The sequence below is a fragment of the Anthropogastromicrobium aceti genome (genome assembly GCF_020687335.1).
GTDB classification, from domain to species: Bacteria; Bacillota; Clostridia; order Lachnospirales; family Lachnospiraceae; genus Anthropogastromicrobium; species Anthropogastromicrobium aceti.
Genome location: NZ_JAJEQN010000002.1, coordinates 108,369 through 125,738 on the forward strand (window position 1 = coordinate 108,369; position 17,370 = coordinate 125,738).

At 41.2% G+C, this 17,370-nt stretch carries 13 protein-coding genes; 2 read left to right on the top strand and 11 right to left on the bottom strand.

Annotation, left to right across the window (positions count from 1 at the left end; translation table 11 throughout):
* Positions 1–32 precede the first annotated feature (32 nt).
* The 5 genes from fabG to LKD48_RS01190 form a co-directional block, all read right to left on the bottom strand.
* Positions 33–767, bottom strand: coding sequence for a 3-oxoacyl-[acyl-carrier-protein] reductase (gene fabG, locus LKD48_RS01170; RefSeq protein WP_308730910.1), 735 nt, complete (start codon positions 765–767; stop codon positions 33–35).
* A gap of 8 nt (positions 768–775) precedes the next feature.
* Positions 776–1,702, bottom strand: a complete 927-nt coding sequence (gene fabD / locus LKD48_RS01175; RefSeq protein ID WP_308730911.1) for an ACP S-malonyltransferase — start codon at positions 1,700–1,702, stop codon at positions 776–778.
* Entirely contained in the window at positions 1,695–2,633 is a 939-nt protein-coding gene (gene fabK / locus LKD48_RS01180; RefSeq protein ID WP_066563734.1) for an enoyl-[acyl-carrier-protein] reductase FabK, read from the bottom strand. The genes fabD and fabK overlap by 8 nt, the downstream gene beginning before the upstream one ends.
* 280 nt (positions 2,634–2,913) lie before the next feature.
* Complete coding sequence (gene acpP / locus LKD48_RS01185; protein ID WP_066563736.1) at positions 2,914–3,141, bottom strand: acyl carrier protein; 228 nt, start codon at positions 3,139–3,141, stop codon at positions 2,914–2,916.
* Between the two features lie 65 nt (positions 3,142–3,206).
* Complete coding sequence (locus LKD48_RS01190) at positions 3,207–4,193, bottom strand: beta-ketoacyl-ACP synthase III (protein WP_308730958.1); 987 nt, start codon at positions 4,191–4,193, stop codon at positions 3,207–3,209.
* A 273-nt stretch (positions 4,194–4,466) separates the two neighbouring features.
* Between LKD48_RS01190 and LKD48_RS01195 the strand changes: the two genes are divergently transcribed.
* Positions 4,467–5,765, top strand: coding sequence for a glycosyltransferase family 2 protein (locus LKD48_RS01195; protein WP_308730912.1), 1,299 nt, complete (start codon positions 4,467–4,469; stop codon positions 5,763–5,765).
* Positions 5,766–5,825: 60 nt separating this feature from the next.
* Here the strand turns inward: LKD48_RS01195 and LKD48_RS01200 are convergent, their stop codons facing one another.
* Both LKD48_RS01200 and LKD48_RS01205 read right to left on the bottom strand, forming a co-directional pair.
* Entirely contained in the window at positions 5,826–9,071 is a 3,246-nt protein-coding gene (locus tag LKD48_RS01200) for a hypothetical protein (RefSeq protein ID WP_308730913.1), read from the bottom strand.
* 68 nt (positions 9,072–9,139) lie between these two features.
* The gene (locus LKD48_RS01205; RefSeq protein ID WP_308730914.1) at positions 9,140–11,209 is read right to left on the bottom strand and encodes an efflux RND transporter permease subunit; all 2,070 of its coding nucleotides are present in this window, start codon (positions 11,207–11,209) and stop codon (positions 9,140–9,142) included.
* 258 nt (positions 11,210–11,467) lie between these two features.
* On the opposite strand from LKD48_RS01205, the gene LKD48_RS01210 reads away from it, so the two are divergent.
* Positions 11,468–12,103 (top strand): TetR/AcrR family transcriptional regulator, encoded by a 636-nt coding sequence (locus tag LKD48_RS01210; RefSeq protein WP_066563746.1) that lies wholly within the window; start codon positions 11,468–11,470, stop codon positions 12,101–12,103.
* A 98-nt stretch (positions 12,104–12,201) separates the two neighbouring features.
* On the opposite strand, the gene LKD48_RS01215 is transcribed toward LKD48_RS01210, so the two are convergent.
* The 4 genes from LKD48_RS01215 to LKD48_RS01230 form a co-directional block, all read right to left on the bottom strand.
* Positions 12,202–12,804: a 50S ribosomal protein L25 gene (locus tag LKD48_RS01215; protein WP_308730915.1), complete on the bottom strand. Its 603-nt coding sequence runs from the start codon at positions 12,802–12,804 to the stop codon at positions 12,202–12,204.
* Between the two features lie 385 nt (positions 12,805–13,189).
* Positions 13,190–16,078 carry a M56 family metallopeptidase gene (locus tag LKD48_RS01220; RefSeq protein WP_308730916.1) on the bottom strand — a complete coding sequence of 963 codons (2,889 nt, stop codon included), beginning with the start codon at positions 16,076–16,078 and terminating at the stop codon, positions 13,190–13,192.
* Positions 16,075–16,458, bottom strand: coding sequence for a BlaI/MecI/CopY family transcriptional regulator (locus tag LKD48_RS01225; protein WP_066563762.1), 384 nt, complete (start codon positions 16,456–16,458; stop codon positions 16,075–16,077). Before LKD48_RS01225 ends, LKD48_RS01220 begins: the two co-directional genes overlap by 4 nt.
* Positions 16,459–16,634: 176 nt before the next feature.
* Positions 16,635–17,123, bottom strand: coding sequence for a hypothetical protein (locus tag LKD48_RS01230; RefSeq protein WP_082868723.1), 489 nt, complete (start codon positions 17,121–17,123; stop codon positions 16,635–16,637).
* Positions 17,124–17,370: the final 247 nt, after the last annotated feature.

The window sequence follows — 17,370 nt, forward strand, 5'->3', positions numbered from 1 at the left end:
TTATCCTTGCCTTTCTGCTATGTTATTATAGATTACATTCCGCCATCGACCTGAATGATCTGACCGGTAATGTATGACGCATCATCTGACGCCAGAAAGGCCACTGTTTTTGCCACATGCTCTGGCTTTCCAAATGTGCCTGCCGGAATCTGGCTAAGAATCTGATTTCTTACCTGCTCGCTTAATTTCTGCGTCATATCAGTTTCAATAAAACCTGGTGCTACAGCATTTACGGTGATGCCGCGCGATGCAAGTTCCTTTGATGCTGATTTCGTAAGACCTATAACACCTGCCTTTGATGCCGCATAATTTGCCTGTCCTGCATTTCCAAAAATACCAACCACTGAAGAAATATTAATAATTCTTCCGCTTCTTTGGCGAAGCATTGGACGCGCCACGAGACGCATCGTATGAAAAGTTCCCTTTAAGTTTGTATCAATGACTGCGTCAAAATCCTTCTCTGATATACGCATCAAAAGATTGTCACGCACGATTCCTGCATTGTTGACTAAAATATCAATTCGACCATATTCGCTAATGATATTATTTATAAAAGCTTCGCACTCGGCTGCATCTGCCACATTGCACTGCACACCTACAGCCTTGCCGCCTGCCTGTGTAATCTCATTTACTGTCTCATCAGCTGCCTGTTTTGAGCCATTGTAATTAACAATTACAAATGCTCCTTTAAGCGCAAGCTCCTTTGCAATGGCTCTTCCGATTCCGCGGGATGCCCCTGTTACGACTGCAATTTTTTCTTCTAACATACTTCACCTCACGCCTTTGACAGACATTTTTCAAGTGCTATGGCATCCTCGAAAGAGGATACATTATATACAGTTGCCTTTGGTGCAATCTTTCTCATAAAACCTGCAAGTGTCTTTCCAGGTCCTATCTCAACAAAAGTATCCACACCGTTTTCAAGCATTGTTTCGATACTTTGCTGCCAGCGAACAGAAGAATAAATTCCTTTTGCAAAAAATGTACTGATCTTTTTACTGTCTGTCACTATTTCGGCAGTCGCATTTGCAACATAAGGAACCTGCAACGGTGAAAATGACATTGATTCCATCTCCTTAAGCAGCGCTTCTCCTGCTGGTTTTAAAAGCAGGGAATGAAATGGTCCACTGACTTTAAGCTCCACAACACGCTTTGCACCTGCCTCTTTTAATGCTAAAGATGCCTGCTGCACCTCATTAGTCAGACCAGTTATTACTATCTGACCAGGACAGTTATAATTTGCGATCCATACATTTTCAAAGCTTTCAAGAATTTCTTCTATTTTTTTTGCATCTAATCCTAAAACAGCTGCCATTGCGCCTTCACCGGTTGGAACAGTGCTCTGCATCAAAATTCCTCTGCGTCGCACTAACTTTATAGCATCTAGCTCGTTCATGCCGCCTGCTGCTGCAACTGCTGCATACTCTCCAAGGCTTAAGCCTGCTGTGATGTCAGGATTAATGCCGCGTTTTTTTAGTTCCTGCACAATTGCAAGGCAAACGCTTACCATACATGGCTGTGTGTACTCTGTCAAGTTAAGTTCTTCGTGCTCACCAAAACACATTTCCTTCAAATCGAAGTCAAGAATTTTTTGTGCTTGATCAAAAAATGATCTTGCAGCTTCACTGTTTTCATAGAAATCTTTTCCCATTCCAGCTTTCTGCGCACCCTGTCCTGGAAAAATAAATGCAAGCTTACTCATAACATGCCCCTTTCTCAAGAAGCTTTGCCGCCTCAGCCACAATGTTTTCAATGACCTCCCTGCAAGTTAACTCCTCTTTGATCATTCCTGCAATCTGACCAGACATGACACTTCCATTTTTCACATCGCCTTCTACAACAGCCTTTCTAAGACCACCTAACGTCAGATACTCAAGTTCCTCTAATGTTGCACCTTTCTTTTCCAGATCAAGATACTGCTTTGTCATTTCATTTCTAAGTGCTCTGACTGGATGACCAGTGCTTCTGCCTGTTACTTTCGTATCAATATCCTTTGCTTTTAAAATCTTATCCTTATAATTTTGATGTGCCCAGCACTCCTTTGTCGCAACAAAACGAGTTCCCATCTGTACACCGCATGCCCCAAGCATAAAAGCTGCTGCAAGGCCTCTGCCGTCTGCTATTCCGCCTGCCGCAATAACTGGAATATTCAATGCGTCAACTACCTGCGGAACAAGTGTCATTGTCGTACTCTCACCAATATGACCACCTGATTCACATCCTTCTGCAACAACAGCATCGGCTCCTGCTCGCTCCATTCTTTTTGCTAAAGCAACGGATGCAACGACTGGAATCACCTTAATGCCCTTTGATTTCCAAAGTGCCATATAACTCTCTGGATTTCCTGCACCTGTCGTAACAACACTTACGCCCTCCTCTGCAACTACCTGTGCAATCTCTGGCGCATAAGGACTCATCAGCATGACATTGACGCCAAACGGCTTATCTGTCAGCTGCTTTGTCAGGCGAATCTGTTCTCTGACCCACTCAGCCGGTGCATTTGCGGCACCGATAATACCAAGTCCGCCTGCATTTGATACTGCTGCTGCAAGCGTATGTTCCGCCACCCATGCCATTCCGCCTTGAATGATTGGTGCCTGGATTCCAAGCAATCTGGTTAATTCTGTCTGCATCCTTTTTTCCTGCCTTTTCTCGTTTCTCATTTATAATCATGAATATGCTCTTGTTTCATGATCGTAGTTATGATACCAAGGTCAAAAGCTCCAAAAGCCGTTCGTGCTTGCACGATTAGGTTTTTGAGCTTGGGACCTACAAAAACATGAGGATACAGCGATTTTCAAGGAAAATCAGCGAATCCGAATGCTTTTAGAATTGCGAAAGTTGCATAGCAACGGAGCAATTCGTTGGTATCAGTTGGGGGCAAAATACCTTTTGACCCTGGTATCATATTATTTACTCTTTATGACTCTGAATATAATCGATTACATCAGCAACAGTCTCAAGCTGACCCAGATCATCAGTTGGAATTTCAATTCCATAGTTTTCCTCAAGTGCCATTACCATCTCAAATAAATCAAGAGAATCTGCCTTTAAATCATCCTTGAAAGAGGACTCCATTGTAATGCTGTCTTCCTCTACACCTAAGTTTTCTGCTACGATAGTCTTAATTTCTTCAAACATTTTCATTTCTCCTTTATAATAAATTATTGTTTTACCGTTTTTTGCGGTTTCTGCTTTGATCGTTCTTACTTCTTTCTCCAAGTAATCACATCTGCTCCCCAGGTTAAGCCTCCGCCAAAGCCTGCAATGATAATTTTATCACCGTCATGAAGCAGCTTTTTTTGATTCATTTCATCAAGAAGAATCGGGATTGATGCTGATGAGGTATTTCCATATTCATCCAAATTCATTGGAAATTTTTCAATTGGCTGATCCATACGCTTTGCCACTGCCTCTACAATGCGGCGATTTGCCTGATGAAGAAGATAATATGCAATCTCTTCTTTTTTCAGATTGTTGTTCTCTAGAAGTTCGTCAATTACTTCTGGCACCTTGCGCACGGCAAACTGAAAAATAGCTCTGCCATCCATGCTTATAAAGTAGTCGCGCTTAAACAAGTCTGGATGCTCCTTTTCAAACAGCCAATTTGCATCATGACGACTCTTTAAGGTAAGTGCCTGTGACTGTCTTCCATCAGCATGAAGAACAGGAACCCATGAATCATTTTTTGATGCTTCTAATATAACTGCACCGGCGCCATCACCGAATAATATACAGCTTCCCCTGTCTTGCCAATCCACTACATTGGAAAGCACCTCGCTTCCGATGACAAGTGCATAGCGTACAATTTTGCTTTCAAGATATGTACGCGCCGTGACAAATGCACTCACAAAACCGCTGCATGCTGCGTTCAGATCAAAACATAATGCATTAGAAGCACCTATTGCTGCCTGCACAAGACATGCTGTACTTGGCATGATACTCTCTGGTGTCATAGTGGACACAATGATCAGACCAATCTCATCAGCTAAAATTTCTGCATCCAAAAGTGCCCTTTTTGCTGCACAAACTGCTAAAGAGGAAACCGTCTCATTTTCTGCAATATGACGTCTTTTTATTCCGGTGCGCTCTGTGATCCATGCATCGCTTGTATCAACAAACTGTGCCAGATCATCATTTTCCATTACATGTGATGCAGCGCATGCACCTGTTCCTATGATTGTTCCTGTCATATCCATCCTCTGCTCTTTCTTTCCATTGCAGTTCACAAGTTCAGCTCTCTGCAAGAATATCTCAAAGCAGATGCTTTTTACTCATGAGCTGTTACCAGTTTACCAAATTGCCAGTTAATTACAATTTACAAAAAAGCGTAAAATGTAAGAAATTTAAGAAAATCATCATAGCATTTCAAAAATAGTTCTGGTAAAATAAGAATATAAAAAGTTGATTTGTACACGCAAACCAAATACTTATTTTTCAGGAAATAGAAAGGATGGATTAGCTTTATGTCTGTTAAAGTTAGTATTATCGTGCCTGTATACAACTCTGCAAAGACACTTCGACGCTGCGCAGACAGCATTTTAAATCAAGATTTTACTGATTATGAACTTTTTCTTGTTGACGATGGAAGCACCGATGATTCTGGTGCGATATGTGATGAATATGCCGCCCTTGATAACCGTGTCCACGTCATTCACAAAAATAACAGCGGCGTATCTGATACAAGAAATACAGCTCTTGATCTGGCTCACGGAAAATACATACAATTTTTAGACAGTGACGACTGGATTACACCAGATGCTACAAAGCTTCTTGTGCGCACTGCTGAGAAAAACAACTGCGATCTTGTAATCGCAGATTTTTATCGTGTCAATGGGGAGCGTGTTTCTCAAAAAGGTGATATTGATGAGGATGCCGTACTTTCAAAAGAAGAATTTTCCCACCATATGATGGAAAATCCTGCCGACTTTTATTATGGTGTGATTTGGAATAAGCTGTATCGCCGCGACATTATTGAAAAGCATGAGCTTCGCATGAACGCACAGATTAACTGGTGTGAAGATTTTATGTTTAATCTGGAGTATATAAGATATGCTGAGCGTTTTATTGCATTGAAGGTTCCGATCTATTACTATGTCAAAACAAAGGGTTCTCTTGTGAGTCAGAGTGTAACGATCTCCAATACTGTTAAGATGAAGCTTGAAATTTTTGAGTATTATAATAATTTTTATAAACACACATTTGATGAAGCATATTATGAGAAAAACCGACTGAGAATCTACCATTTTTTGATTGACTCAGCAAAGGATGGATTTGTAATGCCTTCAATTCTTCCTGGATCAAAAAAATTAGGAAGTGAACGCACAAGTGTATCTCCACAGGCATTAAACGGACATGGCATTTTTATTGATGCCTACCGCAGCAAAATGCTTTTGTATCGTTATCTTGAATCTGCTGCTATTAAGCATGATTTGACACTAAATGATGCCTGCCTTTTACTTGCTTTGGAAAATCCAATTCCATTTACAACAAAAAAAGAGCTCGCCAATTATGCACAGCTCCCACTCCATATTCTTTCTTTGTCGCTCTCTCATCTTTCGATGCGTGGTTTTATTCAGCCTCTTCCGATACAGCATTTTTCAGTTTGCTTGCTTGAGACAGCAACGCCAGTGCTTGATGATCTGAAAGCTGCAATTAATGATTTTGAATGCACCTGCATGCGCGACTTTACAAAAGAAGAGAGCTGCCTTTATAGACAGCTCTCAGAACGGATTCACGAAAATGTATTAGAAAGTCTTCGCTGATCCAAATGTATTATTTTTTTCAGACACCATGTGCTCATTACAGTACATGGTGTTTTTTAATTATTCAATCTCGTCAGTCTCAATGATGAATTTAACAGAACCATTCATGCTGTCGCTTCTGCCGCTGTAGGTATCATATGAAATCTCATCTGAGGTCAGAGCCTTTAAGCGGTCAAGAATTACTGTCAGATTCTCATCAGCCAGATCCTTGATCTTGCTGATTCCTTCATCATAAAACTCCTGCATACCGTCCTTTAAATCCTCTGCGCCATCCTTAAGATCGCTGATTCCATCTACTACATCATCACTTGCATCTGATAATGTGTCTGCACCATCCTTAAGATCACTAACGCCATCTGCTAACGTCTGTGCACCACTCTTTAAGTCAAGTGTTCCCTTTCTCAAATCATTAGTTCCAGACTTCAATGTATCAGCACCACTGCTAAGTGCACTTGTACCAGACTTTAATGTGTTAATTCCATTTTGTAACGTACCAGCACCACTCTTTAAGGTATCTGCACCTGTCTTTAAGGTATCGGTTCCGCCCTTTAAAGTGTCAGTTCCGCTCTTTAAGGTGTCAATTCCGTTCTTTGCACTGTCGATGCCGCCCTTTAAGGTTGCTGCACCATCACGTAATGTCTGACTGTTTGCTGCAAGCTGTCCTGCTCCTGCCATCATCTGTGTGCTTAACTGATTTAATCCTTCGATCAGCTGTCCTGCTCCAGTCTGGAGTGCTGCTGCGCCGCTTGTAAGAGATGCACTGTTTGCCTTTAACTGTGCTGCACCACCTGTAAGTGTGTCGTTGTTTGCATCAAGCTGTGCAAAACCATCTAATAGCTGTTTGATACCTGCCGAAGCCTGCGTGTTTAATGTAGCAACTTGTGTTGAAAGATTACCCATTGCTGCATTGAAATCTTGCATATTAGAGTCAAGTAAATCAACACCCGTGCTAAGCGCAGTGACATCTGCTGCCGGAATCTGATCCTTCATAGAAGTAATACTGTCGATCTTTGTCTGTACATCTGTAAGTGAGGTAATTAAACCTGTAACAGTTGTCTGAAGAGTATCAAAGGTATTCTTAATGCTCTCTACCTTCGCTGCCATACCTTCCAAATCCGCATTCAATGTTGGAAGCGTTATTCCATCAATTCCTTGTACTGGAGTATATGCTGGTGCGTCAACATTTACCGCCTCTACTCCACTTACATTTCCAAGGCTATTAATTGCTGTCTGTAACGATGCTGCCAGCTCAGTATTTCCTGCTGCATTTGCTGCGTCAAGCTGCTGCTGAAGAACTGCTCTTGCGCTGTCAATCTGTGCATTTGCGTTGGCGATCTGCGCATTTGCATTGTTTATCTGCGCATTTGCTGCATTATTTACACTGTCAGCCAGTCCCTGTGCAGCGCTTGATAATTCATTGTTTGCATTAGCGATCTGCGCATTAATCGTATCCTTTGCCGTTGCTGCTGTTTTTGCTAACTCAACAGCGTAGCTCTGTACTGCCGTGATCTGATTCATCAAATATTCAGCATTTTCCATCATGCCCTGAACTGGTGCTACGATTTGCTCTTTCATAACACTAGATAATCCACTTGCTTCTGTGATCAGCTCATTTCCAGTTTTCAACATGCTGTCTAACAGAGTCATTAACTGTTTAGTCTCGTCAGTTCCTAAGGAAGCCTTTAAGGATTCTGTTCCCTGTGCCAGTGCATTTGATGCTGCGACAAGATCCTCTGTCGTCTCTCCCTCTCCATCAAGTGCTGCAGTAAGTGTGCTTAACGCACCCTGAATCTGAGTCAGTGCCTGTGCACCCTGTGAAAGCTGCTGTTCACCTGCAACATATGCACTTACGCCATCTGCTAAAGAATCTGTTCCTGCTGTGTAGCTGTTAACACCAGCTGCCAATGTATTGATTCCTTGGGCAAACTGAGAAACCTTTGTGTTTAATTCACTGTCACTTGACAGATTTGCCTGAATACCTGCATTTAACAGATCGACACCAGATGTATAATCATTGATTCCACTCTGTAATGTACCTGCACCACTCTGTAACTGTGCTGCTCCGCTTTGTAACTGTCCTGCACCGCTCTGTAACTGACCTGCTCCACTTTGAAGTGAAGTTGCACCACTTGCAAGCTGACTCACACCACTTACAAGATCCTTAGAACCACTCTGAAGCTTTCCAACTCCATCGTCAAGCGTCTTTGCTCCGCTTGCAAGGTCACCTGCTCCGCTTTGCAACTGCTTTGCACCATCTGCTAGTGTATTTACACCATCTGTCAGATCACCAACGCCATCCGAAAGATCATGTGTGCCATCTCTTAATTCCTTAACACCATCATCAAACTCGCCATACTTCTCGTCAAGTTCCTCCACACCATCATACAGATCAGAGGTTCCATCAACAAGCTGTGTTGCTGCATCTGTAAGATTATCAAGTGCATCCTTGATGTCATCTAATGCACTGTCATCATCAAAATCAATATCCTTTAACAGATCAGACAATGCAACTGTAAGAGAAGAACTCATTGAAAAATCTGTTACATCAGCTTCAATCGATACGCTGTCTGGAATGTCAATATCGAGCGTTTTGTCTTCACTGTTCTTATCGTCATCATCTGCAGAAAGATCAATCGTGTCAAGCTTTAAGCTATCCTTAAGACCAGGCATTCCGACACCCACAACAATATTTCTGCTTCCATCGGAAATTACCTTTCCGTTGTCGATGGTGACATTAGAGAATGTATCATCTGGAAGTATCATTGCAGTCAGCATTACAAATGGACTGTAGATGGTCTCATTCTTTCCATCTACCTTTGCACTCTTCTTCTCGTTGTTAGTATACTGAATCTTGATCTGAAGATGACCGCTCTTGCCGACAAGATCCTGCGGCTGCATCTCTTGTCCATCTAATAAGTATGTAAACTTTACAGATACCGGAAGATCCTTATTGCTCTGACCCTGATAATAAATATCGCTGCCATCTGTATTCCATGTCAGGCTGTCACCATTTTCACTAAAAGTCTCATCACCTTTTACATTCTTTATATTTGTCAGATCAGACTGATCTTCAACGTTGCTTTCACTGCCTGCATTCTTTAACCAGTTAGATACTGTGATCTGCTGTGGATTTCCAGATGCATCTGCATTTACATAGACGGTTTCCTCTTTTGATACACTGCTTGATGAATCCTTTGTATTTGCTGTGTTAGCAGCCATTGCCATTGGAACACTTCCTACTGCTACTGCCATGCCGACTGCAAGTCCGGCTGTCATTTTTCTTTTCAGCATATGATTTCTATTCATAATATAACACCCTCATTCTCATTTCTAAATCAGAATTGCACGCTTGTGCACGCCAGTTACTTTACTTTTTATTTCTTTCCAAGAAAGTTAATTGATGTCTTACAAATTACCTTATCAAAAATCAGGAACATTGCCGGCAAAACAAGTGCTACAACGACAACACTGATTAATGCACCTCTTGAAAGAAGTGTACAGATGGAACCAATCATATCAACCTTTGAATAAGCTGATACACCAAATGTTGCTGCGAAGAAGCTAAGACCACTCGTTATAATGGATTCAAGGCTTGCCTTATGTGCTGCACTTACAGCTTCCTTTTTATTCTTTCCTCTGCTTCTCTCTTTCTGATAACGGCTCGTCATCAGGATTGCATAATCTACTGTCGCACCTAATTGAATAGTTCCGACAACGATAGAGGCAACAAACGGAAGACTGATGTTTTGATAGAACGGCACTGCCATATTGACTGCTATCGCAAATTCGATTACTGCTACCAGAATAATTGGCAGTGAAATTGATTTAAAGATAATCATGATAATAATGAAAATCGCTGCCATTGATACTGTGTTAACACTTTGAAGGTCGATATTTGTTACATCCTCAAGGTCCTTCATCATAGGAGCTTCACCGATTACCATTGCATTTTCATCATAACCCTTTACAATGTCATTGATCTGGGCAATCTGACTGTTAACTTCTTCTGTCGCTGACTGATACTTTGAGCATACAAATGCAAGCTCCCAATTATCACTTTGCAGCATACTCTTGATATCCTTTGGAATCATAGAATCAGGAATAGTTGCACCAACTAAGGAATTTAAGCTGATCGTCCACTTAACACCGTCCACCTCATCGATGGCATTTAACATATCGCGCTTATCCTTTGCGTCCATGTTCTTATCCATCATAACCATGTGAAGAACACTCATATCAAAGTCTTCTTCAAGCTTTTCATTTGCCACATTGCTCTCAAGTGTAGATGGAAGAGATTTTGCAATGTTGTAATAAATCTTTGTATTGCTGTTTCCATAAATTGCCGGAGCTAAAAGAACAAGGAAGATAACAAGCCAAATCTTATAATGCTTTGTAATGAAGCCTGACAATCTATCCATGCTCTTAATGAGCGGCTTATGCTTTGTTTTTTCAATCGACTTATCGAAAATAAGAATCATAGCCGGAAGAACAGTTACACAGCAGATAACACCGATTACAACTCCTTTTGCACTGACAATACCAAGATCGCGGCCAAGTGCGAATGTCATAAAACAAAGTGCGGCAAAACCAGCAATTGTTGTAACAGAGCTTCCCACGATAGACTTAAAGGTATTGGCGATTGCATGACCCATCGCACGCTCCCTATCATCTGGGAAACGTTCTTTATTTTCCTCATAGCTGCTAAGAAGGAAAATGGAATAATCCATTGTAACACCGAGCTGAAGAACAGCTACAAGTGCCTGTGTAATATAGGAAATCTCTCCAAGGAATACATTCGTTCCCATGTTGTAGAGAATAGATATTCCGATACTTAATAAGAAGAACAACGGAACTAAAAATGAATCAGTAAACAGCTGCAATACAATGAAGCAAAGAATTGCGGCAATCACAACGTATGCCGGCATCTCGCTTAATGCCAGGTTCTTAATATCGGTAACAATACCAGTCATACCGCTTAAGAAGCACTGATCATTGCTGATCTTTCTCATTTCGGTAAGTGCTTCCATAGCTTCATCAGATGATGTCGTGTTGTCAAACAGCACAAGCATCATGGTCGCATCACCTTTAAAGAACGCCTCTCGCAGATCCTTTGGAATCATCTCGACTGGAAGACTTAAATCAGCAACATCATCATACCAAAGAACATCCTTAACGTGATCAATCTCGCTGTATGCATCTTCTAGCTTTTGCACATCCTTTAGTTCCATGTTTTCCACGACGACCATGGAAAACGCGCCCATTCCGTATTCATCAACCATAATATCCTGGCCCTTGATTGTCTCAAGCGTGTCTGGCAGATAACTTAAGATATCATAGTTGACTCTTGTCTTTGCCATACCGATCACGGAAGGAATCATAAGCAAAATGCTGATCAATATGATCAGATATTTATGTTTTGCAATCCATTTTCCTACTTTAACCATAGCAACCATCTCCTATCTTTTTTTCACACTACGCATTATATGCAGAAACTGACTTTTGGTCAATATTAAAAGTATCCGAAAAATATATGGTAATAAAATGAATTTTGGTCAGTTTTTAATAATTGACTTTTAGTCAGTTTTGTAAGATAATAACTCTAAGATTCAAGTTTTTAAACATTTACACCTTTACTATTACTTAATATCTTGATATAATAATAGTTTAGGATAAATTACAAGTATTACAGGAGGGGTTCTCGTATGGGAAAAGTGGATATCAATAAGAAACAAAAGAAAAACGCTTTGCTGCAGACGGCCTTTGATTTGTTTCGCGATAAGGGCTTTGCAAAGACGACTATCTCTGATATCGTTTCAGATGCCGGCCTTGCAAAGGGAACTTTCTATTTATATTTTAAGGATAAATATGATTTGAGGGATAAGCTGATTGCCCACAAAGCAGGGCAGCTGTTTGCAGATGCTCACCATGCACTGCTGGATCAGAAGTTTAATAGCTTTGAAGACCAGATTATCGCAGTTGCCGACTACATCATCGGCCGCCTGAATGATGATCACGGTCTTTTAACCTTTATTTCCAAGAATTTATCATGGGGGATTTTTAAAACAGCTTTTGAAAATACACTGCCAGATGAGTCTTTACAGTTTTATGATTATATATTTGAACAGATGAAAAAAAATTCATATGTCTGTCCAGAGCCTGAGCTAATGCTCTTTACAATTATCGAACTCGTTGGTTCTACATGTTACAGCTGTATTTTGTATGGCCAGCCAGTATCAGTTGAAGAATATCTTCCTTATCTCCATACTGTAATACGCCAGATTCTGGCTGGATTTTTGGTTCAGCAGCCGGCACAAATTGAAACAAAAACTGCTTCGTAATAAATTTTCATATTTTTTTGTGCAAAAAAGGAATGGTCATTTTCGTGACCATTCCTTTTTTCGAATCATTTAATTGTTCACTTATAATTTTCTCCAGATTATTCGTCCTTCTTTGGCTCTTCTTCAGTTTCTGCTGTCTCTGGCTCAGGTACTGCTGCATTGTGTGCTGCATTTAATGCTACTACAACCGCATCTGGATCTGTCATAATAGTAATCTTCTTATCTTCATAAATTGGAAGATCCTTTACACGAATAACATCGCCAATCTTCATGTCGCCAACATCAACTCTGACCTCATCAACCAGATCTGCCGGCAATGCCTTATAGGCAATCTCTTCAAGGCTCTCCTGAAGTACACCTTCTGCAATCTTGTCATGATTCTCTAAGACAACCTCAACAACAGAATGAACTTTTTCTGTGCTTACAAGTGCCTGAAAATCAATCTCATCAATTCTTCCTGCAACAGGGTTATATGCGACGTCCTTGATCAGTGCATCATACTGAGTTCCCTCAACATCAAGCATGATCTGACTTCCTTTATGTGCTTTCTTTAAGAATTTCTCTAACTCCAGTTTCTGAAACTTTACTGGGATAGAACCTTCAATTTTCTTTCCGAACACGTTGCCTACAACGTATCCCTCTCTTCTAAGCTTCTTTGCTTTGATGTCCATGCTTCGTTTTTCAGCTTTTAAAGTATTCATTTTGTCTTTTCCTCCAAAAATCTGATTCCTTAGCAGCCTTCGACAAGAGGTTTTGTTAAGAAACTGACCTGTCTGGTCATTTCCTTTGTTCGGTATGTAATATAACACCACAAACTCAAAAATGCAAGAGTTTTTTTGTGAAGATTTTGTGAACAGTAATACAACCCGGTAGGCTTACGAAGGGTGACTCGGCGAAGTGTTTGTCGGCGTCACTGTTCAGCGATGCCCACTATGTACCTTTTTATCATACATTATTTTGAGCAGCTCGCTTCAACGTTCCGCCTCGTAAATCACATTCGCCTCGCCCCCATTTACGTAACGTCGAATCCATGCTAACGATCATCTCAGGGAAAAGTGCTCGTCTCATCACTGATTTAAATCACACTCACTGCGCAACGATCGTATCGTACTTATTGATTTCTTCCCACATCCTTCGATATAATTCCTTTCCAGTGTCACATGGTGTAAATGAGAATAGTCCAACCTGTGCAATGATATCATCGGATACTGCTACAAAACAATATCCACTTCCATTCTCATTTATAAGAAATACAGCATCACGATTTCCATCACTATCTGTAATTCTGCAAATTACATCGTCCTCACTCTGTTTAAGCGCATCCAATGCATATGCCGCACTACTTATAAGCTTTTCCGAAAATCCACCAAATAGATACGGCTGTGCCACTCCAAGAAGTGCCTGTGCCATTGTAGAAAGCTGATTTGCGTTATCTCCTTCAAGCATAACCCATTTTGAATCATTGGTTGTTTCAAGGCTTGGAGTCCACGAAAATGTCAAATTTTCTTTGTCCAGTTGCTGCCACTGAGTTCTTATTCCACTCATTTCGCTGCTTGCCGCAGTTAAAAGCTCTCGATATAAAATTGCCATTTCTGGTTCTGCCTCAAATGACAACTCGCAGGCATCCTCTGTTACCGCCAGCTGTCCTCTTACTTTGGCATCGTATCGCATTTCTTCGGTATCAGACCAGGTGCCCCGCTGCTCGCAGATTTCACGAAAACGCTTCTGGGAATCGAGTTCCAAATTTGCGGGCGATATTCCTACACAGTTATAGATTACGTTTATGCCCTCTGCCGCACTGACTGTCTGATTTGTCAACAATCCTTTATTTGCATTGGCGACAACAACATCTTTATCTTCCTTTGCAAATTCATACTGAAGTTTGGTCACACCTGCTTTTTTGTCCACTGTCGCAGTGATCGCTGCATTGCACCCCAAAATATATGCATCTGAAATCTGTACAGTCGTTATATCGTCTTCCTTCGAAACAATTTCAAGTGTATCTCCATACCATACCTTCAATTCATCTAACGTCATTCCCCAGCGAAGTCTGCCCTGTGGAATCAGCCAGTTCAAGTTATCAAGATCTGTTGACTGACCAAAAACTGGGCTAAGCAGGTATTCTGATGCTGTGCCTGTTGCAAACTGACCTGTCAGATATCCTTCTATCAAAGTAATCATCTGCTCATTTTTCTCATCTGTTTGTGTCAGTGAAAATGCCCCCGGTCCCTTATCAGTTGACTCACGAAGATTGCTATCACTTGTCTTTTTATATTGTGCCTCACTCCAAACAAGCTCGCCATTTTCATTCTGTGTCAGCATCAGCACATTGGATTTATTGTTCATCTGATCATCTACACCAAAATCCCAGCTAAATGACCCATCTGTAAGTTTTGCCATACCGATCATATTTGTGTGCGTGCTGCTTCCTCCAATATACACTCTTGCGGTGAAATAGACTTCATAAACGCCATCTTCATCCAGATCTGCCGCAGCCACACTTAATACTTTTACATCCGATACGGTTGTAAGTTTTCCCTGAGCCAGCTGTGGAACTGCTATCAGCTGATCCTGCCAGGTTATGTATACTCGTTCATTCAACGCATCACGAAACAGTGCAATACCACTATCCTTCATCCATTCCGGCGTAATCTGCGCAACATATTCTTTATCAAGCAGCCCAAATGTCTCACAAAACTCCTCCACGCCATCCGTTATTGGTATCTGCTCATACACATCCACTGCTGAAAGCACCGGAAGTGTGGTCTGATCTGTCTGACCTGCTTGATTTATCTGCGTTTCACTCTGACTTTGTGCCGTACTTTCTCCTCCGAAACACAATGCTGCTGCATTTAACATAAGTCCCGCCGCAAGTACCACGCTTGCCATTTTTGTTTTCTTTTTGTTTAGCATCATACGCAGTCTCCTTTCTGTATCAGATTTTCCTGATACCATTGTTGATGCCGCTGTCATACCAAAAGTTTTTTTATCCGACACAGCATCAACTAATGTCTTTGCATACAAAAATTTATTTTCCCACCCAATTGTTTCCAGTGTGCCTTCATCACACGCCATTTCACAGTCTCTTTTGGATGCTACTGCTGCGGCCCACACTAGTGGATTCCACCACCAAATAATCATACAAAGACTTCTCATCACAGACCAGATATGATCTTTGTGCTGGTAATGGCACCTCTCATGCTGAAGAATCATCAAAAGCTGATCATCCTGCAAGTTTGTCTCCTCTTTCAGATAAATCGCCGGATGAATCACCCCAAACAAACACGGAGAGGATAATCCCTTTACCTGATAAATCGGTGGCTTTTCGCTGTTATCTATTTGTTTTCTGCTTCGCATTAACATGTGACGGAAGCGAAGATTGATTCCGATAAACCAAAGTCCTACGACAATACTGCCGCAAAGCCAGATGGCTGGAACCATACTTATTAGTTGCGCTATTATACGGTGAAATACATTAGAATTGCTATTTTTTGATTGTGTGTATTCTTCGAGTTGTGGTAATGCCTCCTTCCCTGTCTGATAAAAACCGTTCTTGTCGATATTTTCTGCCTGACTGATTACCTGTCCATTTTGCTGTCCGATATTGATACTTTGATTCTTCACGTTATCGGTATCGTTATTTGGGGTACGATCTGCACTATTCGTATCTTCTATACCAGCTCTGTTTGTATTGCCTGTATCCTGTCCATTTTCCATTCCGAATTCTGCATTTGAATCTGCCTTATCTAACTCATTTCTTTGCTGGGTTACACTTTGAAATAGCTGCTCGGATACCTTTGTAATATTCTGCGTCAACTGCTGATTATTCCAAAATGCCGCCGGACAAATCAAACGAACCATCACAACTGCCCAGAGTGCATATCGAAACCGACTACTAATTCTCGTTCCAAATACTTTGCGGATTGCAAAGACCGCCACGATCAGAACACAGGAGCCAATGATCCAGTCTGTCATTTTCCCTCCTCTCTAGCCTCCTGAATGATCTTATACAGCTCATCAATCTCGGATTTCGATAACTTCCGATCATGTGCCATTGCTGACAACATCATTCCCACGCTGCCATCATATACACGTTCCAAAAAGCTGCGCGTCTCAGCCTGCTCTGCTTCTTCTTTCTGTAATACTGGATAATACTGCTGATACCTTCCGCTATCATCCATACGAATAACACCCTTCGTGTTCATTCGGCGAAGCATTGTAAAAATCGTTCCTTTGCTCCATGCCGTATCATCCTGCATCGCTTCTACCATATCTCCGAGTGTCATCGGATAATTCTCCCACAAAAGTTTCATCAGTTTCCATTCACCGTCAGATAAAACAATATGCTTTGCCATTTTCTACTCCCTTCTGTAGTTTATTCCGGTTTACTTGTGTCAACCCTATAATAGCATAGTGGTATACACTTGTCAACCCGGTTTTTAAAAAATATCTGCCCCATTGCAATAGGACAGATATTTTCCCACAAGTCTTATCTTTTCTCCTTAAGATTACGCAAACAAATTAATACGAATCAATTCTTCTTTGCTGCCACAACAGGCGTAAAATCCGCTGTATCGCCACAGAAGTACCCGCCAAGCTTCTCGATTATATACAGCATCACCTCTTTTGCTTTCTCATAGTCCTCCGGGCGAATCGTAACAGCAGCTACTGCATGAATCTCATTTTCCTTCAGATATGCATCACCTTCTTCATCGCCAAGCGTGCCCTCTAAATCTTCCATATCCAGTGTGCCACTCTCTGGTAATGAAATTTCCAATACGCCAGCAGCCTCCCAATATTCAGCAGTCTGCTTTTCCTCAAACAGTTCATAGATTTTGCGAAGAGACAGCTCTTCTTTGTTTAAGTACAGCCATTCTCCCGGCATCTTTGGTGCCGTTGGCTTTTTGACTGGTTTGGATGCTGGTGCTTTTGACGGCTTTTTGTTCCCAGACTTTCCTAATACCTTGCTTAGTGTTGTCTTATTGCTTTTACCATTCTTTTTTAAAATTGTTTGTGTCATACAACGTCTCCTTTTGTATAGTCAGTTGTTTATATTATAGCATGAAAAGAGCCTGCCGCAAAGGGCAGACTCCTGTTAAATTTATTTGCTTGATTTACTACCGTTTATAGATTCCTTTTAATGAGTCAAAACCGTTCAGTTTGCACCTTCGTTACATAAACGGCGCTGAGATGATGTGCTTTACGAGACGGGACATTGTAGCGGGGCTTTCAAAATACAGTATGATAATAAAAAATGTAACAGGCGC

Excerpts from the sequence above, each read along its gene's own strand:
- LKD48_RS01190 (WP_308730958.1), bottom strand. The coding sequence starts at position 4,193 with ATGACAGGAACAATCATAGGAACAGGTGCATGCGCTGCATCACATGTA.
- LKD48_RS01205 (WP_308730914.1), bottom strand. The coding sequence starts at position 11,209 with ATGGTTAAAGTAGGAAAATGGATTGCAAAACATAAATATCTGATCATA.
- LKD48_RS01210 (WP_066563746.1), top strand. The coding sequence starts at position 11,468 with ATGGGAAAAGTGGATATCAATAAGAAACAAAAGAAAAACGCTTTGCTG.
- fabG (WP_308730910.1), bottom strand. The coding sequence starts at position 767 with ATGTTAGAAGAAAAAATTGCAGTCGTAACAGGGGCATCCCGCGGAATC.
- LKD48_RS01195 (WP_308730912.1), top strand. The coding sequence starts at position 4,467 with ATGTCTGTTAAAGTTAGTATTATCGTGCCTGTATACAACTCTGCAAAG.
- LKD48_RS01200 (WP_308730913.1), bottom strand. The coding sequence starts at position 9,071 with ATGAATAGAAATCATATGCTGAAAAGAAAAATGACAGCCGGACTTGCA.
- LKD48_RS01220 (WP_308730916.1), bottom strand. The coding sequence starts at position 16,078 with ATGACAGACTGGATCATTGGCTCCTGTGTTCTGATCGTGGCGGTCTTT.
- LKD48_RS01230 (WP_082868723.1), bottom strand. The coding sequence starts at position 17,123 with ATGACACAAACAATTTTAAAAAAGAATGGTAAAAGCAATAAGACAACA.
- fabD (WP_308730911.1), bottom strand. The coding sequence starts at position 1,702 with ATGAGTAAGCTTGCATTTATTTTTCCAGGACAGGGTGCGCAGAAAGCT.
- acpP (WP_066563736.1), bottom strand. The coding sequence starts at position 3,141 with ATGTTTGAAGAAATTAAGACTATCGTAGCAGAAAACTTAGGTGTAGAG.
- LKD48_RS01215 (WP_308730915.1), bottom strand. The coding sequence starts at position 12,804 with ATGAATACTTTAAAAGCTGAAAAACGAAGCATGGACATCAAAGCAAAG.
- LKD48_RS01225 (WP_066563762.1), bottom strand. The coding sequence starts at position 16,458 with ATGGCAAAGCATATTGTTTTATCTGACGGTGAATGGAAACTGATGAAA.
- fabK (WP_066563734.1), bottom strand. The coding sequence starts at position 2,633 with ATGCAGACAGAATTAACCAGATTGCTTGGAATCCAGGCACCAATCATT.